At 44.2% G+C, this 22,148-nt stretch carries 18 protein-coding genes; 13 read left to right on the top strand and 5 right to left on the bottom strand.

The window, feature by feature from the left end:
- The first annotated feature begins 20 nt into the window (after window positions 1–20).
- Window positions 21–725 carry a DUF3575 domain-containing protein gene (locus GFS24_RS17340; RefSeq protein WP_153661443.1) on the top strand — a complete coding sequence of 235 codons (705 nt, stop codon included), beginning with the start codon at window positions 21–23 and terminating at the stop codon, window positions 723–725.
- Between the two features lie 11 nt (window positions 726–736).
- Here the strand turns inward: GFS24_RS17340 and GFS24_RS17345 are convergent, their stop codons facing one another.
- Complete coding sequence (locus GFS24_RS17345; RefSeq protein WP_153661445.1) at window positions 737–1,201, bottom strand: hypothetical protein; 465 nt, start codon at window positions 1,199–1,201, stop codon at window positions 737–739.
- 109 nt (window positions 1,202–1,310) lie between these two features.
- Here GFS24_RS17345 and GFS24_RS17350 point away from each other — a divergent pair, with 109 nt between their 5' ends.
- From GFS24_RS17350 to GFS24_RS17395, 10 genes are all read left to right on the top strand, one after another.
- Window positions 1,311–2,111: an SDR family oxidoreductase gene (locus GFS24_RS17350; RefSeq protein WP_153661447.1), complete on the top strand. Its 801-nt coding sequence runs from the start codon at window positions 1,311–1,313 to the stop codon at window positions 2,109–2,111.
- Complete coding sequence (locus tag GFS24_RS17355) at window positions 2,108–2,995, top strand: AraC family transcriptional regulator (protein WP_153661449.1); 888 nt, start codon at window positions 2,108–2,110, stop codon at window positions 2,993–2,995. The genes GFS24_RS17350 and GFS24_RS17355 overlap by 4 nt, the downstream gene beginning before the upstream one ends.
- 141 nt (window positions 2,996–3,136) lie before the next feature.
- Entirely contained in the window at window positions 3,137–3,706 is a 570-nt protein-coding gene (locus GFS24_RS17360; RefSeq protein WP_153661451.1) for an RNA polymerase sigma-70 factor, read from the top strand.
- Between the two features lie 59 nt (window positions 3,707–3,765).
- Window positions 3,766–4,857 carry a FecR family protein gene (locus GFS24_RS17365; protein WP_153661453.1) on the top strand — a complete coding sequence of 364 codons (1,092 nt, stop codon included), beginning with the start codon at window positions 3,766–3,768 and terminating at the stop codon, window positions 4,855–4,857.
- A 202-nt stretch (window positions 4,858–5,059) separates the two neighbouring features.
- Window positions 5,060–8,350, top strand: a complete 3,291-nt coding sequence (locus tag GFS24_RS17370) for a TonB-dependent receptor (RefSeq protein WP_173003110.1) — start codon at window positions 5,060–5,062, stop codon at window positions 8,348–8,350.
- Between the two features lie 18 nt (window positions 8,351–8,368).
- A complete protein-coding gene (locus tag GFS24_RS17375) occupies window positions 8,369–10,009 on the top strand; it encodes a RagB/SusD family nutrient uptake outer membrane protein (protein WP_153661457.1) in 1,641 nt (546 codons plus the stop codon).
- An 8-nt stretch (window positions 10,010–10,017) separates the two neighbouring features.
- A complete protein-coding gene (locus tag GFS24_RS17380) occupies window positions 10,018–11,397 on the top strand; it encodes an arylsulfatase (protein ID WP_153661459.1) in 1,380 nt (459 codons plus the stop codon).
- A 12-nt stretch (window positions 11,398–11,409) separates the two neighbouring features.
- Window positions 11,410–12,348, top strand: coding sequence for a glycerophosphodiester phosphodiesterase family protein (locus GFS24_RS17385; protein ID WP_153661461.1), 939 nt, complete (start codon window positions 11,410–11,412; stop codon window positions 12,346–12,348).
- A gap of 2 nt (window positions 12,349–12,350) precedes the next feature.
- The gene (locus GFS24_RS17390; protein WP_153661463.1) at window positions 12,351–13,256 is read left to right on the top strand and encodes a sugar phosphate isomerase/epimerase; all 906 of its coding nucleotides are present in this window, start codon (window positions 12,351–12,353) and stop codon (window positions 13,254–13,256) included.
- Complete coding sequence (locus GFS24_RS17395) at window positions 13,253–14,482, top strand: Gfo/Idh/MocA family protein (RefSeq protein WP_153661465.1); 1,230 nt, start codon at window positions 13,253–13,255, stop codon at window positions 14,480–14,482. Before GFS24_RS17390 ends, GFS24_RS17395 begins: the two co-directional genes overlap by 4 nt.
- 285 nt (window positions 14,483–14,767) lie before the next feature.
- Here the strand turns inward: GFS24_RS17395 and GFS24_RS17400 are convergent, their stop codons facing one another.
- Window positions 14,768–16,426: a tetratricopeptide repeat protein gene (locus tag GFS24_RS17400; protein WP_153661468.1), complete on the bottom strand. Its 1,659-nt coding sequence runs from the start codon at window positions 16,424–16,426 to the stop codon at window positions 14,768–14,770.
- A gap of 141 nt (window positions 16,427–16,567) precedes the next feature.
- On the opposite strand from GFS24_RS17400, the gene GFS24_RS17405 reads away from it, so the two are divergent.
- Window positions 16,568–18,028: a M20/M25/M40 family metallo-hydrolase gene (locus GFS24_RS17405; protein ID WP_153661470.1), complete on the top strand. Its 1,461-nt coding sequence runs from the start codon at window positions 16,568–16,570 to the stop codon at window positions 18,026–18,028.
- A 6-nt stretch (window positions 18,029–18,034) separates the two neighbouring features.
- On the opposite strand, the gene GFS24_RS17410 is transcribed toward GFS24_RS17405, so the two are convergent.
- The 3 genes from GFS24_RS17410 to GFS24_RS17420 form a co-directional block, all read right to left on the bottom strand.
- Window positions 18,035–18,430, bottom strand: a complete 396-nt coding sequence (locus tag GFS24_RS17410) for a hypothetical protein (RefSeq protein ID WP_153661472.1) — start codon at window positions 18,428–18,430, stop codon at window positions 18,035–18,037.
- Window positions 18,431–18,517: 87 nt separating this feature from the next.
- Window positions 18,518–19,054, bottom strand: coding sequence for a hypothetical protein (locus tag GFS24_RS17415; RefSeq protein ID WP_153661474.1), 537 nt, complete (start codon window positions 19,052–19,054; stop codon window positions 18,518–18,520).
- A gap of 155 nt (window positions 19,055–19,209) precedes the next feature.
- Window positions 19,210–20,127, bottom strand: a complete 918-nt coding sequence (locus tag GFS24_RS17420; protein WP_153661475.1) for a hypothetical protein — start codon at window positions 20,125–20,127, stop codon at window positions 19,210–19,212.
- A 141-nt stretch (window positions 20,128–20,268) separates the two neighbouring features.
- Between GFS24_RS17420 and GFS24_RS17425 the strand changes: the two genes are divergently transcribed.
- Window positions 20,269–22,146 (top strand): transglutaminase family protein, encoded by a 1,878-nt coding sequence (locus tag GFS24_RS17425; protein WP_153661476.1) that lies wholly within the window; start codon window positions 20,269–20,271, stop codon window positions 22,144–22,146.
- The last annotated feature ends 2 nt before the right edge of the window (window positions 22,147–22,148 follow it).

Consider the following 22,148-nt stretch of genomic DNA (forward strand, 5'->3'; position numbering starts at 1 on the left):
TTTATGATCGTTTTGATATTATGTTTCGTACCCTTTGCTTCCTTTGCCTATTTTACCTTGCTGCTTCTTCGGCCGCTGCGCAGAATAAAAGATCCCACTGGCCCAAACGTCCTCAGAAACGGCCGCCGCCTGTTGTAATACCACCCAAACCTGGCCTGGTCATCAGCAGCAATCTTTTTTCCTTACATGAGCCGGACGGTGGCCCCAGTTTAGGTTTAGAATACCGCGCCTCCCTGCATTGGGCTGTGATGGTGGAAGGTACCGCCATTTTATATACTACTGTACCTCGTGATGCTGCTGAGAGTAAGGGCTTTCGTATTCAACCTGAATTAAGGTATTATTTCTCTGGCAAACACAGGACCTTCAGGGGATTTTTTAGCCTGCAGGGGATGTATAAACAGACAACTTTTCCGGACAGCACTTTTAAAGAGGTACCCAGCAGCACAAACCCTTCCCGTTCCGTTTATGAGAGCGTATATTATGAATCAAAGAAAGAGGTATTTGGAGGGTCTGCCAATATTGGGTTTCAGGCTCGTTTTGGAAAAGCAAACCGTTTCATGGTGGAAATGTATGCCGGGCTGGGTTTAAAATCCAAGGATTATTTTGGCAAACCCATTGACGCCAAAGAGCCGATGGATAAAGTGATAAAGGTCATCCCTGAATTTGATAAAGCCGGGACGTATCCGCATATACCTATGGGGGTAAGAATGGGATATTGCTTCTGATGTTTCCACTATTAGTTGAATGTTGATTTGAACTTGTCCCAGAAAGAGATCTTATCGAATGGGTCAAACATCTCCTCATATGCGCTTTCCACTATCCGGCCAGGTGCATATTTCCTTCCGTCCTTGTCTGTCAGCGTGGGAAAGCAATGAAATGTTTTCCTGTAAATTGTAGGATCTAAGAACTGTATCCTGATCTTAGCTTCTACTATGAAATCAGCCGGAAAACCATGGGCGTTTAATTCCTTTTGAATAATTGGTTGAAGGTCTTTGATGTGCATGATCAAAGGCGGAATATTAAGTTGAGCAGGATCGATGTTTGCAGAGAGAATGTCTATCGTCACTTCTGATATATTCAACTGCCTGGCCATATTGAACAGCCAGTCTCCCATATATCCACATACATAATAACGTTCTGTTCCGAACAAACTCCTTGTCAGATTGTGGGGAAGGCCGTTTAATTTTTTACGTTTGGGCATGGGTTAAATATAAAACATCTCACCGTATTTTTGGCTACAACAAATACCAATCTGGCTACATCCGGCCAGGTTTACTGCAGCACCTTTGTGTTACAAAATTCAATGTAACATGAAAACGATCTTCATTACCGGCGCTTCTTCGGGATTAGGTAAAACCACTGCAAAATTATTCGTCTCAAAAGGCTGGCATGTTATTGCCACCATGCGAAACCCTGAGAAAGAAACGGAACTCAACAAACTTGAAAACATCACTTTGCTGAAACTGGATGTAACTGATCCCGCACAAATAGAACACGCAGTGCGTGAGGCCATAACGCTGCGTCCTGTAGATGTTGTGCTTAATAATGCCGGTTACGGATTGCTTGGCCCGCTGGAAGCCCTCAGCGATGAGCAGATCACCAGGCAGATAGATACTAATCTACTGGGGGTAATTCGTGTGATGAAAGCTTTTACGCCTTATTTCCGGGAAAGGAAAGCGGGATCATTTATAACCATCACTTCTATGTTCGGGTTGATCGGTTATCCTACCTGTTCACTTTATTCCGCAACAAAGTGGGCGCTGGAAGGGTTTTGTGAAAGTATGGCTTACGATCTGGCCGCATTTGACATCCAGGTAAAAACGATTGCGCCGGGTGGTATTCAAACGGATTTTGCAGGGCGTTCTATGGATGGTGCTTTTCATGCAGCTTACCAGGAATTGGTGAATAAAGTGAGTGAAGGGTATAGCGAAGAAAAGCAAAGTTTGTTTTCAACGCCTGAAAGCATTGCAGATGTGATCTATGCTGCTGTTACAGATGGTAAGGACCAATTAAGATATCTTGCCGGGCCAGATGCCGTATCTTTATATGAGAACAGGATTTCCATAGGGGCGGAAGCACATTACCGCCAGATAAAAGAAATGATGGCATGACACCAAAACGCTACAACACTATTTCTGAACTATTGCGGGACCTGGGATTACCCAGGCCCCTGCATCCGCTGGTGGCATTGGTAGATTATAAGGACATCACCGTTAATACGGAAGATATAGGGAAAGGTTACATCCTCAACTTCTATAAAATATCCTTCAAAAAACATTTTAACGGGCAGATCAAATACGGGCAGGGGCATTATGATTTTGAGGAAGGCGGATTATCTTTTACATCTCCTCATCAAATCATTTCTGCTGCAGCTGAAGAAACAGATTACAGCGGTTACACCCTGCTTTTTCATCCGGACTTTATCCGGAATTATCCGCTCGGCGCCAGCATCAGTAAATACGGTTTCTTTTCTTATGCGGTGGCGGAAGCTTTGTACTTATCTGATAAAGAGAAGAAGGTGATCTTCTCTCTCTTTGATGCCATCGCTATAGAGCTAGATACGAATATTGATCATTTCAGCCAGGATGTAATGGTTTCCCATATTGAACTGCTGTTGAATTACAGCAACCGGTATTATAACCGGCAGTTCATTACCAGAAAGGTTGTACATCATGATCTGCTGGTGCAGATGGAAAATTTTCTTTCGGACCTTTTCAATGGGGATACATTACCTACGGTGCAACAGGTAGCAGATCACCTGAAGGTTTCTCCCCGTTACCTGAGTGATATGTTACGTTCACTTACAGGGCAAACCACGCAGCAGCATATTCATAATAAACTCATTGAAAAGGCAAAGGATATGCTAAGCACTACGAACCTTACTATCGCAGAGATCGCTTATCAACTGGGCTTTGAACATCCGCAATCTTTTAATAAGTTGTTCAGGCAAAAAACCAAAGTATCTCCTGTGATGTTCAGGCAATCCTTTAACTAATATGTTAATGCTTTTTTCTATATCAGGGAGGCTAAAAAAAGCGTATTTTAGCTAAACCGGATTCTTAACACAAAGAAAATATCGTTTTAATTAATAAGCGATATTGGTTCCGGATATTGCGGACCATACCACGGGGTCAATATGATGGAATCTGTTACACAAATCTTTATTGATTTGATTGCTGAGAAGAAGGATGGAGATGCATACAAATTTTTGTACAAGCAATATCATCCTACTCTTTTACAGTTTGCCACAGCTTATCTGAAGGCGAAGGAGCCTGCGGAGGAGATCGTGAATGATGTCCTTTATAAGGTCTGGCAGAAAAAAGAGAACATTGCTACCATCAGCAATCTCCGGGCTTTCCTCTTTACCGCTGTAAGGAATGCCTGCTTAAATCTCATGGTAAAATTAAAGGAGGAACAATCCTTTTTGTCCGCCATCCCCTTCCAGGACCTTACTGCCATTGATCCTGAAAGCATTGTTATCTCTACAGAACTCAGTGATTGCATCCGGCATGCCATTCAATCCCTTCCCCCCAGATGCCGGCAGATCTATGAAATGGTACGCATTGAAGGATTGCGTAATAAAGATGTGGCGGAACAACTCCAGCTTTCTACCAATACCATTGATGTACAACTGGCTATTGCCCTGAAAAGACTCGTTCTGGCAGTGAGTACTTTCAATATGCAGGGGCTTTCAAAAAAATATTGATCTCCACTTAGTAGAATGGTTGCTTTCGCTTGTCTTATTAGAAAAGCAACCTTAATCAAATGAAAGATACCAACAGGATCTGGTTCTTGATGGGTAAGGAATTATCCCATTCCATAACATTAGCTGAGGAGGAAGAACTTAGAACGCTGCTGGCTTCGGAGCCTGAATTATGGTATTCCTATGAACTGCTACAGGCAGTTTACCATATGGATGATGTTACACAAGAGTACGTGCAGGAGATCAAATCATTACTGGATAACAGGATAGAGCCGGAAAGGCTGAACATGATATTATTAACAAAGCTGGAAGATACAGACCGGCAGGCACCATCTACCCCTCCTTCAAAATACAAATCCCTTTATCGTTTTGCGGCTGTTTTTGCAGGCATTGCTGTGCTGGCAATGACCGGATGGCTGTTATTCAAACCGGCTGTGATCAATAAACCGGATGTGGTGGCCATGAATGAGATCATTGCAGCAAAAGGCTCCAGGAAACATATTACGCTGGCGGATGGCACAACGGTATGGCTGAACGCGGGTAGTAAACTGAGTTATCCTTCTAATTTCAATCTGGCCAACCGGGAGGTATATCTAAGCGGAGAGGCTTATTTTAAAGTGATCCATCACGACCAATACAACTTCATCGTTCATACCGCAGAAGCGGATATCAAAGACCTGGGCACCACCTTTAATGTAAAGGCCTATGAAGGAAGTTCGAAAACAGAAACCACATTAATAGAGGGTTCTCTTGAAGTATCGCTCAAGAAGGACCCGGCAAAGAAAATGTTAATGTCTCCCAGGGAAAAACTGGTGTTGCAGAATAAGCAACCTGCAGCGCAAAAGGAGCAGGAGCAACCGGTACAGGTCTTTGAAGTGTCTACCATTGTGCCTTTTGCGAAAACAAATGATATCGTGGAAACGGCCTGGGTGGAGAATAAGCTCATTTTCCGGAATGAACGTTTTGAACACCTGGCCACTATGATGGAAAGAAGATATAATGTTTCAATTGTTATCGAGGATAAGACCATTAAAGAATATCAGCTCACCGGCATATTCAAGAACGAGAATCTCACACAAGCGCTGAAGCTCCTGCAGGTTATTGCACCGTTTAAATTTAAAATAAATAATGAACAGGTTGTTATTTATAAGTAGAAGTGATTCAGGATAATGTCAACTTCTATTAAACAAGAAAGAGAGATGCGCTAACATCCCTCCTTCCTTAATTCTGAATTTTATTGGAAGCATACGTTTCGAAGGCATCTTCCAAAAAACTGTAAAAAATAAAAGTATGAAAAAAAATCTACTTATCGGATGGTTGTGCCATCTGATTAATGTTAAGCAAATTGAAAAGACCATGCGACTTACGCTAATTGCTGTTTTTCTATTTTGCATGCAGTTGTCCGCCAAAGTATACTCACAAAAGGACGTTAAACTCTCACTGGAAGCAAAAGACATCAAGCTTTCAAAGGCCCTGGATAAAATTGAGACTGCAACCGGCTGCCGCTTTTTCTACAATTCAAGGGAGGTTTCCCTCAATAAACTGGTATCTATCAGTACCAATGGCAGCCAGAAATTAACGGAGGTATTATCCGGTTTGCTGGCGCCCATGAACCTGAACTACCGGTTATTATCGGATAGTGTGATTGCGATCACTATTTCCCCGGATACCCGTTTTGCTACGGTAAAAGGAACCGTAAAGGATAGTAAAGGGGTTGCTTTGCCAGGTGTTACGATCATGGTAAAGGGTTCTAATAAAGGTACTGCCACCACTGCAGACGGACGTTTTGAGATGGAAGTGCCGGACAATGCAGTACTGGTTTTTACTTATGTGGGTTTTCAAAATCAGGAACAGGCGGTGAATGGAAGAGCTATGCTGGATATCGTTTTGCAGGATGAATTGAAGGGACTGAATGAGATCATCGTGGTGGGTTATGGTACACAGAAAAAGGCTTTTACTACAGCGGCTATATCTACTGTAAAAAGTGATGACATTGCCCGGAACCCTGTGGCCAATATGAATAACAGTATTGCCGGCCGGGTTTCTGGTGTGCTTGCTTTCCAATCCAGCGGTGAACCAGGAGAAGATGCATCTACTATCAGAGTGAGAGGTGTTGGAACAACGGGTAGCAGGAATGGTCCGCTTACGGTTGTAGATGGTATTCCCCGTAGTTTTTCCCAGATAACGCCGAATGAAATTGAAACCATCACTGTATTGAAAGATGCTGCGGCTATTGCTCCTTATGGTTTGGCGGGTGCGAATGGTGTGATCCTGATCACTTCTAAAAGAGGTAAACAAGGTAAAAGCCAGCTGAGCTTTGGTACCTGGTATGGGTTACAAAGTCCTACCCAATACCCTCATTACCTTGATGCTTATGGTTTTGCCTCCACTTTGAATGTGGCGAATAAAAATGCTGGGCTTCCGGCAGCTTATACGGATGCACAATTACAGAAATACAAAGACCATTCAGATCCTAACCATTATCCTGATGTTGACTGGATGAAGGAAGTGATAGATTTTGAAGCGCCGATGAATACGCAGAACCTTACTTTTTCCGGCGGATCAGAGAAAATGCGTTTTTACAGTTCACTGGCCCGTCTCTATCAGCAAGGTTCTGTAGACGCCATCAATTATACAAGGTATAACCTGGCCACTAACCTGGATGTGAATGCTACGAAGTCTACGGTGATATCATTAGACATTAAGGGTACTTTTGAAGTAACTAAAAACCCAGGTTCTCAAAGTGGAACAGGGATCTATACTTCTGTTACTAAAAATTCCCCTTTACTGAATACGCCGCTTAAGTTCTCTAATGGTTTGCCAGGTAACGGCCTGCTGCCTTCCATCTATGAAAGCGGTTATAACAGGAAGAAGGAGAATCTCTTCTTCTCCCAGTTATCCATTGAGCAATTTGTTCCAGAAGTACCCGGCCTTTCATTCAAAGCAGTAGCGGCTTACGATAAGAGCTACTCGACCTCTAAACAGTGGCAGATCCCTTACACCACTTATTCTTTAAATGCGCAGGATGAATTTATTCCTACAAAAGCTGGTGTAGTGGCGCCTAGTTTGAACCAGGGTTTTGATGAAAACATCAATACTACTTTACAGGGGTATATCACTTACAAACGTACTTTTGGCAAACATAGCCTGAATGCATTGGTGGTGGCAGAACTTCGCCAGGGAAACACTAACTCTTTTGATGCTTCCCGTTTAAATTACCAGGTGGCACTGGATGAACTTTCTTTAGGTAGTTCTTCTAAAAATGACCTGGACAATGCTGGTTCTTCCGGATCCAATAAACAGCTGGGTTTTGTGTACAGACTGGGATATGATTTTCAACAAAAGTATCTCGTTGAGTTTTCCGGCCGGTATGATGGGCATTACTTCTTTGCTCCTGGTAAAAGATTTGCTTTCTTCCCGGCGGTTTCTCTGGGATGGAGATTGTCTGAAGAGAAATTCATCAAGGATAATTACAAATGGATCGATAACCTGAAACTCCGTGGTTCTTACGGTGTGTCCGGTAACCTGGCAGGTTCTCCTTTCCAATACCTCAGCAGCTATGGTTTGAATAGCAGTTATGGTTTTGGTGGAACTCAGTTCTCACAGGTACAGGGTGTTTTTGAAAGAAGTGAACCGAATCCTAACATTACCTGGGAAACTGCGAAGAAATCAGACATCGGTCTGGAAGCTTTGCTGTTCGGTGGTAAACTGGGATTTGAATTAGACTTCTTTAAAGAAAGACGTTCAGATATGCTGGTAACACCAAGTGCGGTAGTTCCGGTAGAATATGGTATCGGCATTTCACAAGTGAATGCAGGGATCATGGACAACAAGGGTTTTGATTTCTCCATCAACACTTCCAATACTTTCAAAAATGGATTGACGTTGAATGCAGGCGTTAATTTCTCTTATGCCAAAAATAAACTGGTACAAACGTTTGAGAATGCTTCTACTTTAAATGATCCTAACAGAAGACGTACTGGCAGACCTTTGGATACGCAGTTTGGTTTGAAGGCGATCGGCCTGTTCCAATCACAGGAAGAGATCGATGCAGCACCACCACAATTTGGTAAACTGGTACCAGGTGATATCCGCTATGCAGATATCAACGGTGATAAAAAGATAGATGATAACGACCAGGTTGTTATTGGCGATCCTGCTTTCCCGCAATTGATCTTTGGTGTAACGTATGATCTTGCCTGGAAAGGATTTGATCTGAGCATGATGTGGCAGGGTGCAGCGATGAGCAGCTTCCAGCTTACGAATGAAGCTTCTCTCCCTTACTTCAACGGTGCCAAAATATTTAAAGAACAACTGGATTACTGGACGCCTGATAACAGGGATGCCAAATATCCGGTGATCATGCCTTCTCCTAATACCAACAGCCAGCAGGTTTCTACATTCTGGCAAAGGGATGGTGCTTACCTGAGATTGAAAAGTGCAGAGCTGGGATATACTATTCCTGCCCGCCTTACCAACAGGTTGCGGATGACTTCCGTAAGGGTATATACTGCAGGCCAGAACCTGCTCACTTTCTCTGCTGAAAAATATCTCGATCCGGAAATTGGTGTGAGCAGCGCCAGTAAAAGGGCCCGTTACTATTTCCAGCAAAAGGTGTTCTCTTTTGGGATAAGCGTTAATTTCTAAACTGATCAATTGTACAAGATGAAAAATTTACATCTTCTTTATATAGTGGCTTGTTCACTGTTGTTCACGGCTTGTGATGAATCTCTGGACATTGAACCAACAGATCAGCTCACAGATGCTTCTGTATGGAAAACACCTACGAATGCAGGTTTATTCCTCAACGATATTTATAACAGTCTGAACCCGGGGCCACAGTCCACGGTGTTTACGAACGTGCCTTCAGAAGTCAGCAATGATCCGCTGGATAACTTTTCCGATAACAGTCTGAGCGGCCCTATTGCAGGTATTCCTTCTTATGTGAATTTTGCACAGGGATCCTATGGACCGTCTACACCTATCTTCACACCACACTGGAAAAATATGTACACCAACATCCGGAAGTGCAATGTGTTTATTGCGAATGTAACGGCTTCCAGTTTTGATGATGCCACTAAAAAAGGCATGCTGGCACAAGCGAAGTTCTTAAGGGCTTATTACTATAAATCCCTGATGGACATTTATGGTGGCGTACCTATCATTACCATTCCGCTCAACCGCGAAGAACAAGGTGAAGCCATCTTCAATGCAAGGAACACTTACGAAGAGTGTGTGGCATTCATTCAGAAAGAGTGTGATGAAGCTGCGGTGGACCTTCCTTTAACCGTTGCCGCTAAAGATGCAGGCAGGGCTACAAAAGGTGCTGCATGGGCATTGAAAGGTGAGCAGGAATTATATGCCGGCAAATGGCCGGAGGCTGCAGCGACGAATCTGAAGATCATGCAGTCTGGCGCAGGATACGATCTGTTTGGTGATTATGGCCAATTGTTCTTACTGGCTAACGAGAATAACAAGGAAGTGATCTTTGATATTCAATATGCTGCCAACGTAAAAGGTGAGATCAAAGAAAAATACTGGAACCCGGTAAAAGTTTCCGATGGCGGTGGATGGGGTGCTGTAAATCCTACACAGGACCTCGTGGATGAATATGAATTCCTGGATGGTAAAACGGAAGCAGAAGGATCTACGCTTTTTGATCCTGAAAATCCTTACAAGAACAGGGATAAACGTTTTGAAGCTACGATCATTTATGATGGCGCTACCTGGAAGAATGGTATCATCTATACCCGTTTAGGCGTTCCTAATAACAGTAATGAACTGGATGCATCAGGGGCAGGTGGTAAAGGACGTACCGGTTATTTCCTGAAGAAGATGGTAGACCCTTCTATTATTCCTGGTAATAGCGCTGGCGCTAACTCCATCATATGGCGGTATGCGGAAGTATTGCTGAACTATGCAGAAGCGCAGAACGAAGCAGTGGGTCCGGACCAAAGTGTATACGATGCCATGAAGAAAGTAAGGGTAAGAGCTGGCCTGCCAGAACTGCCAGCCAATTTAACGCAGGCAGAGATGCGGATCAGGATCAGAAGAGAACGCAGGATAGAAATGGCATTTGAAGGAAAGAGACTCTTTGATCTCTGGAGATGGAGAACAGCGGAACAGATCTTTGGCAAAAATTTACGTGCCATGAAGATCACGGTTGTTGGTGGCAAACCGGTATATGAAAAAGTGAATGCAGGTGGTGGAAAGATCGCCTTCGATGCTTCTAAAAACTACCTGATGCCTATTCCGCAAACGGTGATAGCACAGAATCCGAAGATATTGCAGAACCCTAAATATTAGAATAGCTGATGTATAAAACTATTCTTGCTGTGGCCGCTTCACTGGGATTTTTACAACTCCCGGTGAAGCAACCGGCCGCGGAGAACAAACCAAACATCATACTCATCATGGCAGATGACATGGGGTATGGAGATCTCGGCTGTTACGGACAAAAAATGATACGGACACCGAATATTGATGCACTGGCAAAAGGCGGGCTGCGTTTTACCAGCTATTATGCGGGTAATACTGTTTGCGCGCCATCCAGGGAAGCATTATTAACGGGCAAACATACGGGGCATACTTCTATCCGGGGTAATTTCCTGACGGATGAAAAGGAAGATCCGGCGATGCCTGGTGAAAAGGTAACGATCGCGGAACTGTTGAAAGGTGCGGGTTACCGGACGGCGTTAATTGGAAAATGGGGATTGGGTGGCGAAGGCCATGGTCCTGAAACCCAGGGTTTCGATTATTCCTATGGGTACCTGGATCAGATACAGGCGCATGATTATTATCCTCCTTTCCTCTATGAGAACGGGAAGAAAATAATGCTGGAACAAAATGCGGATAACAAAAAGGGGGCTTACAGTCATCATCTTTTTGTGGGTAAAACGGTTGAGTACCTGCAGACCTCTAAAGAACCCTTCTTCCTGTATCTCCCTTATACTATTCCGCATGGTGATCATGTGATCCCTGATAATTCTGCTTATGCAGGAAAGGACTGGCCTACGCAGTTTAAGAACTATGCTGCCATGATCACTCAGCTGGATAGTGATATCGGGCGGCTCATGCAGCTGCTGAAAGATAAAGGGCTGGATAAAAACACCTTGATCTTATTCACGAGTGATAATGGCGCTAATCCTGGCTTTGCGAAATTCTTTCGCAGTAATGGGGATTTCAGAGGGAACAAGACTAACCTTTATGAAGGTGGTATCCGTGAACCGCTGATCGCTTACTGGCCTGGTAAAATTAAAGCAGGTCAGGTATCCGGGCATGTTGCTGCAGGTTGGGATATGCTTCCTACTATTTGCCAGGTTGCGGGGATTAAAATACCTGGAGGCATTGATGGGGTTTCTTTCTATCCTGGTTTGTTTGCTGAGGGGAAACAGGCTACGCATCCTTATCTCTACTGGGAGTATTACACCTACAATTACAACTGGAATAAGCCGGATGCTACACAGCCGAGGAACTGGCTGGATAGCAGAGCAGTACGTTTGGGGAACTGGAAAGCGGTGGTGAAAACTACGCCTACGGATCAGGTTGGTAAGATTGAATTATACGACCTGGCTAAAGATGCGGCGGAGACGACGGATGTTGCCACAACGCATCCGGAAGTTGTTTCGCGGGTGAAAGAGATCCTACTGAAAGCTACCAAAGCGGATGCACCCTACTTTCCATATAAGCACTAAAAAAATTACATCATGCAAACTAAAATTCTTATTCCTGTATTATCGGTATTGATGCTGACAGGGATCTATAGCGCCAACCCGGTTAAGCTGCATAACATTAAAACAAACAATGCTGCGGCGGTGAAAGATTTCATGCGTTATACGCCGGATCGTCTTCCTTTTATTTGTGCTCACCGTGGTGGGCCAAGGAAAGGTTTTCCGGAAAACTGTATCGAAACATTTGAAAATACTTTGGCCCAAACGCCGGCTATGCTGGAAATTGATCCGCATTACACCAAGGATGGTAAGATCGTGCTGATGCATGATCCTACCCTGGATCGTACTTCTAACGGGCATGGAAAAATTGCTGACTTCACACTGGAAGAACTGAAGAAACTGCGTCTTAAAGATACAGAAGGTAATCTTACGGATTATCATATGCCAACCCTAGATGAAGCATTGCAGTGGGCTAAAGGCAAAACGATCCTGGTGATCGATGCTAAGGATGTACCCATTGAAGTACGTGCGCAAAAGATCGTGGAGAATAATGCATTGGGTAATGCCATCGTGATCGCTTACTCTATAGAAGACATCAAGAAATGTTATGACCACAGCAAGGATGTCGTGATGGAAATTATGATGGGCAAACCGGAGAACATTACGGCACTTGACAACAGCGGCGTGCCTTGGGCAAATGTGATCGGGTTTGTAAGTCATGATATGCCTGCTGATAAAACAATTTTCTCAGAAGTGCATAAGCGTGGTGCAATGTGTATCCTCGGCAGTTCCCGAAATATCGACAAGCAGTTTACTACCGGTAAGATCAACGCAGATGAATTGAAAACCGGTTATTTAAACCTGATCAATCATGGTGCCGATGTGATAGAAGCTGACCTGGGTATTGAAGCTGGTACAGCATTGAAAGACCTGCAAGGTGCAAAATCTTCCAAATCAAAATACTTTTCAAAGTAGTTATGGGACTAACAAGAAGAGAATGGAGCAAACTGATGTTAACGAGTGTTGTGGGGTTGGGGATGCCTTTTAGGAGAAGCTTTGCTCTTTCTACGCAGGCGCCGGTTGTAATAGGTCTGCAGACTTATAGCCTGAGGGATCGTTCTTTGGAGGAAGCCATCAAAGCCATGGTGCAGTTGGGTATTACTAGCTGTGAACTTTGGGAAGGGCATGTTGAACCTTTGGAGTTACAATGGAAAAGAAATAGCACGTCTGCTGAAACGTCTCGTAATAAGGAGTTGCTTACTGCCTGGCGTAATGAGTTGCAGATGTCCTCGATTTCCGCTATCAGAGAGAAGCTTTCTCGCGCAGGGATAAAGATCCAGGCTTACAGCGCTACTTTTAAGGACAACATATCCGAACATGACCTTGAGCTGGCTTTTAAAATTGCACAGGCATTGGGGACTGATACACTTACCTCTTCTGCTACGGTGAGTGTGATGAAACGGGTAGATGTATATGCACGTCAGTATAAGATAAAAGTGGGCATGCATAATCACGCGCATGTAGATAAACCGAATGAATTTGCAACGCCGGATAGTTTTGTACGCGGGGCTGCAGGGCTTTCTGAGTATATAAAGATCAACCTGGATATTGGTCACTTTACGGCGGCGAACTTTGATGCGGTGGCATTTATTCGGGAGCATCATCAGAATATTGTGTGTTTGCATTTGAAAGACCGTAAGAGGGATCAGGGGGCTAATTTACCTTTTGGCTCCGGGGATACACCTATTGCGGATGTTTTACGTTTGGTGAGGGACAACAACTGGCCTATTCCGGCTAACATAGAATATGAATATAATGGTGCAGATACTGTGACGGAACTGGAGAAATGTATATCTTATTGTCAGCAAATAATTAAATCATGATTAGTCGCAGGAAATTTATTGGCAATGCTGCAGCCTTGTCTACCTTTTTAATTCTGCCAAGGCATGTGTTGGGGGGTAAGGGGTTTACAGCGCCGAGTGATAAGATCAATCTGGGATTTATTGGTGCAGGCAGACGAGCACTTAACCTGAAGGATTCTTTCAAACCTATTGAAGAAGTGCGGATCGCTGCTGCTTGTGATGTATATAAATCCAAAGTGGATAGTTTTTGCGCGGGGATGGACTGCAAGGCCTATCATAACTTTACAGAGTTGTTGGCGCAAAAGGATATTGATGCGGTGGTGATTGCTACGCCTGATCATTGGCATGCTGCGATGGCTGTGAAAGCTGCAGCTGCAGGGAAAGATATTTATTGTGAGAAGCCGCTTTCTCTTACTGTCGTGGAAGGGCGTAAAATGGTGGATGCTACTTTAAAGTATAAACGTGTTTTTCAAACGGGGAGTATGCAGCGGTCCCGGCCGGAATTCAGGCAGGCGGTGGAGTTGATCCGTAACGGGTACATCGGGGAGATCAAAAATGTGAAAGTGAGTATTGGTGGGCCTCCCGTACCTTATAATTTACCTGCGGAAACTGTTCCGGCGGATCTTGACTGGAACCTTTGGTTGGGACCGAATGAATTTGTGCATTATAACCATGAGTTGAATCCTGTGATCGGTGATCCGTTGTGGGGTAGATGGAGGGATTTTAAAGGATTGGGTGGCGGAGATATCACTGACTGGGGAGCGCATATGTTTGATATTGTGCAGTGGGCGTTGGATATGGATCATAGCGGGCCTGTTGAGTTTATTCCGCCGGGGAGTGATGTGCAGCACCTTACGATGAAATATGCGAATGGGGTTATCATGACACATGAGGATTTTGGGAAGCAGCATGCTATTCAGTTTAATGGGACTTCCGGGGTGATTGAGATCCAGCGGGGGAAGTTGGTAACGACTCCTGATGCATCTTTGCGGGATAAAGTGGTTGCTCCGAAAGTGTATCATAGTGATAATCATTATAAGGATTTTCTGAAGGCGATCAGGGATAGGAGTAAGCCGGTTTCGGATATTGAATCCGGGCATAGGAGTGCGTCTGTTGGGAATTTGGCGAATATTGCCTATGATTTGAAGGTGCCGTTGAAGTGGGATCCGGAAAAGGAGGTTTTTGTTGGTAATGAGGGGGCGAATAAGTTGCTTTTTAGGAAGATGAAGAAGGAGTGGGCGGTTTAGGTAATGTTGTTGTCGGCTCCGGCGGGAGCCGGTGGGGTTTTTCTTTTTTGTTTGGGAGATTTTTGTTTGGGGAGAGGTTCTTTTCTTTTTAAGAGGGGGCTTGTTTCTTGGTCTTTTTTTCAATGATGACTTTGTTGTTTTGTGATTAAGATAATATTGCTACCCGCTCCGGCGGGAGCCGGAGTTTTTCTTTTCAATGAGCTTCTTTGTTATTGTTAATTGAAAATAAAAAATTACCACCAGCTCCGGCAGGAGCTGGTGTGTTTTTCCTTTTAAGAGTGACGCTTACTTTTTTAAAGACAACTTTGCTATTTCCAGTTCTGGGCGGTCTGTGTTTGTTGCGATAGTTATTAGTTGCTGGTGGTAGGTGTTTGCTTTCTCTTTGTCTCCAAGCTTTTTGGCTGCTATGCCTGCGCCATATAGAGAATTAAAGCGGTTGGGGTGTTCTTTTAGGGTTGCTTCGTAAGCTATCAATGCTATAGCTGGTTTGTTCATTTGTAATAACATATCACCTAAGAGTTCTCTTGCAGGTATTACCTCTCCTGGTGTGACGGGGTGTTTTTGGGTGTAATCTTCCATATTGGCAGCGGTGTTCATAGCTTCCAGGGCTTCGTTGTTCTTTCCTTCTTTAAAGAAGATCCAGGCTTCTGCTGTTTTTATCTGGATCTGTACCTGGTTGGCTTTGTAGGGATCTCTTTGTTCTACTAGCGTGTCATGGATCACGGTGAGGTTTTTTAGTTCTGCACGGGCTAGATCTATCTGGCCTGTGTTGGCTGCGCCGAGTACCCTGGTGAAATGAATAATGGCTTTTTGCCAGGGGAATTTTTCCCATGGGAAGTTGAGGGGGTGTATTGGAAGAGCGGCGGCTTCTTCCCACATTTTGTTTTCAAGGAAATACCGCGCGGGGATGGCTGCAAAGGCATATGCTACTTTAAAGTTGGCGGGCCATACTTCATCGATCGTTTTCAGGTATTCACATTGTTCATGAGCCTGTTTATTGTCCCCTTTTTGGAGGTAGGCGTAAACGAGGTAATCCATTCCATGTAACTCTTCATCCCAATGCCCTTTGATGCCAGTATTCTCTGCATAACATTTTGCCGCAGCGGTGGAAACGCGATTTGAATAAATGCATTCATCCCAAAGCCCCAGCCGCGTAAAGATATGAGAAGGCATATGCTGTGCATGTGCAGAAGCGGGAGCAATGGTGGCGTATTTTCTTGCAGCGGGTAAAGCGATTGCTGCGAGTGCGGGATAATCATTGGCGTGGATGATATAATGAATGATGCCGGGATGGTCCGGAGCTTTTGATTGCAAGGCGGTGAGAATAGCACTGGCCTTTTTTTGTTTGATGAAAGACCTGTCTGCCGGATCTGCTGCGCCGGTTAGTGCTAAGGCATAAAATATGGCGGCTTCTTTATCGTTGGGATAATTGAGGTAGTTTTTCTCCATGGCTTCTTCAAAGTTGCGGAAGCGCGTAGGATGATCTGTTTTATCCCAGTGATGATAGAACTTTGCGATAGCTTCAATATAAGCGGTTTCCCTTGCTGTTTTTGATTTGATGGATTGTGCAATGGCTATAGCTTTGGCACCTTTTTCGAGTTCTGCCGGTAAGGGTGGTGCCCAAAGCGGATGGTAGTTACACATGGCTACACCCCAGTAAGCCATGGCACAACGAGGTTCTTCATCGATCACCTTTGCGAATACTTTTTCTGCTTCGTCATATTCAAATGAATGAAGTAATGCGATGGCAAGATCTACGTCTTTTTGCACTTTCGGAGAACAGGATGTTTCAAACAGGACTTTGCCGAATTGCTTTTCCGATGGGCCGCAGAGCACTACTTTGCCTCTTTTCAGATCGATGGCATTGATGGTTTCTCGTGTCGGGGTTTTGTTTTTGCCAACGCATCCGCTGAGGATGAAAACTATGAGCAATAATCTTTTCATGTCAATGGGAGGGGTTTATGGGGCTGTAAATTCTTATGCTGGTTCCGTTAACTGGTCTCTTACGCTGGAATGCCTGGCCGGGTTGCCTAAAGGTAGATACTTTCTGAAATATGGGCTATATTTAAAGCACAAACCCTATAGATGATCAAAAAAATACTAACCGTACTGGGCCTTGGTCTCCTGCTCCTGATCACAGTTATCCTTGTCAACACTTTTCGAAAAAAACCTTTTCCGGTTGTATCAGAGAAGATCGAAAACCGGCCGTTTCCGGATTCGGCTATTGCTCATATGAGCGGGGCTGTGCAGATCCCTACCATTTCCATTAGTGAATATGGCGCTATTGATACGGCTGCGTTTAAGGCTTTTGGTGTTTTTATTGAACAGTCTTATCCGCTGGTGCATCAGCATCTTTCCAAAACCCTTATTAATGAATTCTCTTTTGTTTTTGAGTGGAAAGGGAAACAGGCTGCCATGGCTCCTTTTATCATCATGGGGCATTATGATGTGGTGCCGGTGGAAACATCTTCCCTGGAAGAATGGAAGGCGCCTCCTTTCAGCGGGGCAGTGATGGATAGTTGTATCTGGGGGCGTGGTTCGCTGGATGATAAGTATGGTGTGATCTGTATCCTTGAGGCAGCAGAAGCTTTGTTGCGAAAAGGATTTACACCGCAGCGGACTATCTATCTGTGTTTTGGGCATGATGAAGAACTAAGAGGCCGCAGTGCAGCGGCAGTGGTGCAATACCTGGAACAGAAAAAGGTAAGGGCTGAGATGGTGCTGGATGAGGGAGGGCAGATCAATGTGGAAAAAATAAAAGAGGTGAACAGGCCTGTGGCAGTGATCGGTGTGGCGGAGAAGGGATATGCTTCTTTTGAATTGTCAGTACATAAAGAGGGAAGTCATTCTTCGATACCGGATAAGGAAACTGCGATTGATATATTGGCTGCTGGATTACACCGGTTAAGAAGTAATATCCCTCCGGCAAAAATAACGCCGCCTGTGAGGGAGTTTTTAAGCAGGGTGAGTGTTTCTTCTGATGATTTCCTGCTCAGAGCTGCGGGTGCTAATATGTGGTTGTTTGAGGGTGTGGCGAAAAAGATCATGTCTGCCCGGCCGGAAGGTTACGCTATGATACATACTACGATCGTTCCGGTTATTCTTGAAAGTGGATTGAAGGAGAATATTATTCCTGCCAATGCAAAAGCTATTATTAACAGCAGGATACTTCCTGGTGAAACTGCGCAGACGGTGGAAGATTATATGCGACATGTTATACATGATGAGCGGGTGGTTATTAAGAATGTCAGCAAGGCGGGTTCTGATCCTTCTACGGTTACGAGTATTACATCCGCTGCTTTTAAAAGAGTGGAAAGTGCTATTCATAAAACGGTGCCGAATGTGCTTATTACTCCTTACCTCAGTGTGGGGGCTACTGACTCCAGATACTACCGGAAGATCTCGGATGGTGTGGTGGGTTTCCTGCCGCTAACTGATAGCAAGGGCTTTCATGGGGTGAATGAAAGATTGCCTTTGCGGGATCTGCAAAGGGGGATCAATTTCTTTATGACTATTATGGAAGAGGAGCGTCAGGAGTTTAAATAGGCGTGACTACCAAAACTTCCAGAAGGGTTTCTTTGGTTTTATATTGACTTTGGGATTAGCATTTTCAACGCTGATCTTCGCGATGAATTCTTCCAGGTCTTTTTGCCGCTTTACTAAATCCTCATCGCTTGCATCACACTCCCGCCAGAGTTCGATGTCCTGCTTGCTTTCGACGATATCTTTTACCCGTGTGAAAATTGCAGGATCCAGAGATCCTGTTTCCCATTGCGCTAAAGCGAGCGCCAGCCAGAAGTCGTTACTGTCGATCGAATCCTGGTTATTGGCAATGACGTTTTTTGATATCCTGGCAGGATGCACTCCTTTGTCGAATTCTTCAAAGAATTCATCATAGATATCTGCGGAATTATCATTGTCTGTAATACCTGTTCCCCATGTTCCCATAAACATAAATATAAGAAGTATTTACCGCCAGTGCAATCAACTGGCGGTAAATTTAAACTCCCGGGGTTAACATGGGATAGGGATGTTTTAATTCTCTTTATATTCTGCAATGACGGAGAGGATCTGGATCTCCCCTACGCTAATGGGAAGCGGGCCATTCGTATGAATATATCTGAATGTGGCGGTCCATATATCGTCCGCGTCCGCGTTCATATAAACAGGACCTGCTTCATACATATTCACTTGCATGCGGCATATCCCAGTCACAAAAGCATGGTTGACTACAGGAGGAACGGATGTGCCAACGGGAATATCTACCTGGAAAGTAAATGCACCGTCCGCCTGGTTAGGACCTGTGGGGGCATATAGGATTGGCATATTGATAGTACGTATGCCTGGCCTTGCAAAATCAATGTCTATGGTAATAACGGTGTTTGGCAGCTGGCTAACGAGATAACCACAACCTTTGATACTTAAGAATCCGCTCTTCTTGCAAAATGTAGAAGGTTTGAATGCCATAAATACTTCGTTAGCACCTGTAATGGAGGTTCCATAAGTACGTAAATTGCCAGCGCTGGCTGTAGTGGGGTTAACGAAATAACTCTTGTTCGTTGAAATAATCATAATTGTTCTTTTAAAATAGTTAATGAATGCAACGCCTGGGGTTATTACTGGGGTGGTTAACAACGGCGTCGGATACAAAGGAACTACCTCGCTGCGCTGTAGATTTGCGCAGTGAATTTTTAAAGGGAACAACTAATTTTGAGCGGTGAATTAGTTTAAGGACGGCTGGCTATGACCCCCATATCAGTGATCAATAACTCTTTGAATGGTTTGAAAGGAGGTAAACCCTGGCTGCTTTTCGTCCAGTTATTACCATTGTTGTCTGATCTGTAAACACCATCCCACTGGCAGGCAATCAGCCGCTGGCCGATATTTTTTATCTGGAATGTATATTGATTGGGTAAACCGCTATCTGCTTTCAGCCAGCTGATGCCATCATCATTTGTTTTAAATACTTTAGCCTCGTAGGACATAGCAAAAACATAAGCTCCGTTGCTGGAGATATTGTGTACGGTTGCTTTGCGATAAATGAATTTCCATGTCTCTCCTTTATTGGAAGAAAGGATCACACCATCGCCGCCGGCTACATACAATTTGTCTTTTAAAGATGTGATGCCATTTATTTGCCGGTTGGGAAAGATGTTCCTCCAGCTCCTGCCTTTATCTGTTGAAATATAGATGCCGTTATTTGTTCCTGCCAGGATTCTTGTTTCATAAATATAGAAACAACGAACGGTAGAATCTGTGAGACCCGTATTGGAAGGAAACCAGTTCTTTCCATTATCATTAGAGATAAAGAGGCCGTGTTTGTGGCTGCCCAGCAGGATCCTGTTCTCAAACACTTCAAGGGCATCGATCTTTATATCTTTAGGCAGTCCGCGGTTAGATGCATGCCAGGTATTCAGCTGGTCTTCGCTGATGAATAAACCATGTGCCTGCGTGCCTGCCAGTACAATACCTTTTACGGAAAGAAGATCGTTCACCACTGCCTTTTGCGGTAAACCTTCATCCATCCTCTTCCAGGTTGTTCCTGAATCTTTGGATAGAAAGATCCTGCCATCCTGCGCAAATGCAAGGCTGGAAAGGAGGCTAAGGATAAAAGTAGTTAGGACTGCTCTTCTATTAATTGGCATGCGCTGGGAACAATTTATCACGAAAGTAATAAACTGTACTTCAATTAGTTTGCATCACAGGAGCATTTGTTGTAATTGTTGGGTATGAATTAATAAGATATGATATATTTTGTATCTTTATAACCCTTATACCTACTAAATATGCAAATCACACTTAAGTGCCTGTATATCAGCGCATTAATTTGCACAGGGCAGTTTGTTACGCATGCACAGGAGGATAAAAACATCGTGATCCGGGAACGGAAGGAACGGTATGCATTCGAAAAAGGTGACAGCAAGAACCCCGTACTGGTAAAGCAAAACTTCTCTACTTCTTACCGTTGCGACGAATTTCGCGGCAGCATTCCCTACATGGAGTTCTATAATGTGAACAGCACGGTGGATGAGGTAAAGGTATATGTGAACGGAGACCGTGTGAAATCCATCAAACCGGAACATCGCTATCATTCTATAGACGGTTACTTTTTCTCTGACGCCAGGGTCTGCGGTTTCATGCTGCCCCTGGAAAAGAAGGGTACAGAAAGCAAAGTTGAACTGGCAAAGACGATCCTCGATCCCCGTTATTTCACCAGCATCTATTTTAATGAGAACTTTTTCCTGGAGGACAAGGAAGTAACACTGGTTGTTCCCCGCTGGATGCATCTCGAAATTAAAGAGCTGAACTTTGGCGAAACGGGCATCAGCAAGAAGGTGAGTTTTGATGAAAAGAATAACGCAGATGTATATACTTATACGATGAAGAATTTGCCGGCCAGTACATCTGAAGCGTATTCGCCGGGGCCCAGTTATGTGTATCCGCATCTGTTGGTTTGCAGTCATTATGCAGACGGGAAAGATGGCAAGATCACTTACTTTGGCAGTGTGAAAGACCTGTACGCCTGGTATAGCAGCCTGGTTAAAGAGATCGGGAATGAGAAGGAACTGGTGAAAACGAAGGCGCTGGCTATTACGAAAGATGCAAAAGATAACCTCGGCAAGATCAAAGCGGTTTATACCTGGATGCAGGAAAACATCCGCTACATTGCTTTTGAAGACGGCATGGCAGGATTTCGCCCTGCAAAGGCACAGGAAGTTTTAGAGAAGAAATACGGAGATTGCAAAGGCATGGCTAACCTTACGAAAGAGATGCTGGTAGCCTTAGGGATAGATGCCCGGTTATGCTGGATAGGCACACGGCATATTGCTTACGATTATTCTACCCCTACCTTGTCTGTAGACAATCATATGATCTGTGCGGTGATGCTGGAAGGCAAACAGTATTTCCTGGATGCCACGGAAACTTATATCGGCTTTGACCAATATGCAGAACGCATACAGGGCAGGCAGGTACTGATAGAGAACGGCGAACAGTTTTCGCTGGCTAATATTCCGCAGCGCACATATGATCAGAACAAACAGATCGAGAAAAGGACTTTACGTATTGAAGGTAATAACCTGGTTGGTGTGGTTGGTCATCAGATGACTGGAGAAAGTACGGAAAGCATTCTTACTGCTGCCCACAGCACCAAGAAAGAAAACCTTAAGGAAGCATTGCAGGAATACCTCACGGCTGAAAACAGGCTGTATAATATCACTAATCTCAAAACCTCTGACCTGCATGACTGGAGCGTGGACCTTACCATGAACTATGATGTACTTCATAAAGATGCGGTGAATAATTTTGGTGATGAACTGTACGTGGAACTGGATTTCAGGAAGGAGTTCGATGATTCTGATATTGATACCAGCAAACGTAAGAACGATTTCTGGCTGAACTATAAACGGCAGCTGGTGCAGGAAACCACACTGGCCATTCCTGCCGGGTTTAAAGTAAAATTTTTGCCGGCAGCGCTTTCCATCGACAATGACAAATACTCTTTTAAAGCAGGTTATCTGCAGAAGGCAGACCAGATCGTTTACCGGAAGGAGATCACGATCAAGGATACGCATATCCGCCGCAGTGAATTCGGGAAATGGAATGATGATATCAAACAATTGAAACAGGCTTACCTGGAACAAATAACCCTTACCAAAAAATAATT

Source organism: Chitinophaga sp. SYP-B3965, assembly GCF_009647655.1.
Taxonomy (GTDB): domain Bacteria; phylum Bacteroidota; class Bacteroidia; order Chitinophagales; family Chitinophagaceae; genus Chitinophaga.

Bases quoted from the DNA above. Each gene is read 5' to 3' on its own strand.
- GFS24_RS17350 (WP_153661447.1), top strand. From the start codon at position 1,311: ATGAAAACGATCTTCATTACCGGCGCTTCTTCGGGATTAGGTAAAACC.
- GFS24_RS17405 (WP_153661470.1), top strand. From the start codon at position 16,568: ATGATCAAAAAAATACTAACCGTACTGGGCCTTGGTCTCCTGCTCCTG.
- GFS24_RS17360 (WP_153661451.1), top strand. From the start codon at position 3,137: ATGATGGAATCTGTTACACAAATCTTTATTGATTTGATTGCTGAGAAG.
- GFS24_RS17375 (WP_153661457.1), top strand. From the start codon at position 8,369: ATGAAAAATTTACATCTTCTTTATATAGTGGCTTGTTCACTGTTGTTC.
- GFS24_RS17425 (WP_153661476.1), top strand. From the start codon at position 20,269: ATGCAAATCACACTTAAGTGCCTGTATATCAGCGCATTAATTTGCACA.
- GFS24_RS17395 (WP_153661465.1), top strand. From the start codon at position 13,253: ATGATTAGTCGCAGGAAATTTATTGGCAATGCTGCAGCCTTGTCTACC.
- GFS24_RS17355 (WP_153661449.1), top strand. From the start codon at position 2,108: ATGACACCAAAACGCTACAACACTATTTCTGAACTATTGCGGGACCTG.
- GFS24_RS17370 (WP_173003110.1), top strand. From the start codon at position 5,060: ATGCGACTTACGCTAATTGCTGTTTTTCTATTTTGCATGCAGTTGTCC.
- GFS24_RS17415 (WP_153661474.1), bottom strand. From the start codon at position 19,054: ATGATTATTTCAACGAACAAGAGTTATTTCGTTAACCCCACTACAGCC.
- GFS24_RS17340 (WP_153661443.1), top strand. From the start codon at position 21: ATGTTTCGTACCCTTTGCTTCCTTTGCCTATTTTACCTTGCTGCTTCT.
- GFS24_RS17420 (WP_153661475.1), bottom strand. From the start codon at position 20,127: ATGCCAATTAATAGAAGAGCAGTCCTAACTACTTTTATCCTTAGCCTC.
- GFS24_RS17365 (WP_153661453.1), top strand. From the start codon at position 3,766: ATGAAAGATACCAACAGGATCTGGTTCTTGATGGGTAAGGAATTATCC.
- GFS24_RS17410 (WP_153661472.1), bottom strand. From the start codon at position 18,430: ATGGGAACATGGGGAACAGGTATTACAGACAATGATAATTCCGCAGAT.
- GFS24_RS17400 (WP_153661468.1), bottom strand. From the start codon at position 16,426: ATGAAAAGATTATTGCTCATAGTTTTCATCCTCAGCGGATGCGTTGGC.
- GFS24_RS17345 (WP_153661445.1), bottom strand. From the start codon at position 1,201: ATGCCCAAACGTAAAAAATTAAACGGCCTTCCCCACAATCTGACAAGG.
- GFS24_RS17385 (WP_153661461.1), top strand. From the start codon at position 11,410: ATGCAAACTAAAATTCTTATTCCTGTATTATCGGTATTGATGCTGACA.
- GFS24_RS17390 (WP_153661463.1), top strand. From the start codon at position 12,351: ATGGGACTAACAAGAAGAGAATGGAGCAAACTGATGTTAACGAGTGTT.
- GFS24_RS17380 (WP_153661459.1), top strand. From the start codon at position 10,018: ATGTATAAAACTATTCTTGCTGTGGCCGCTTCACTGGGATTTTTACAA.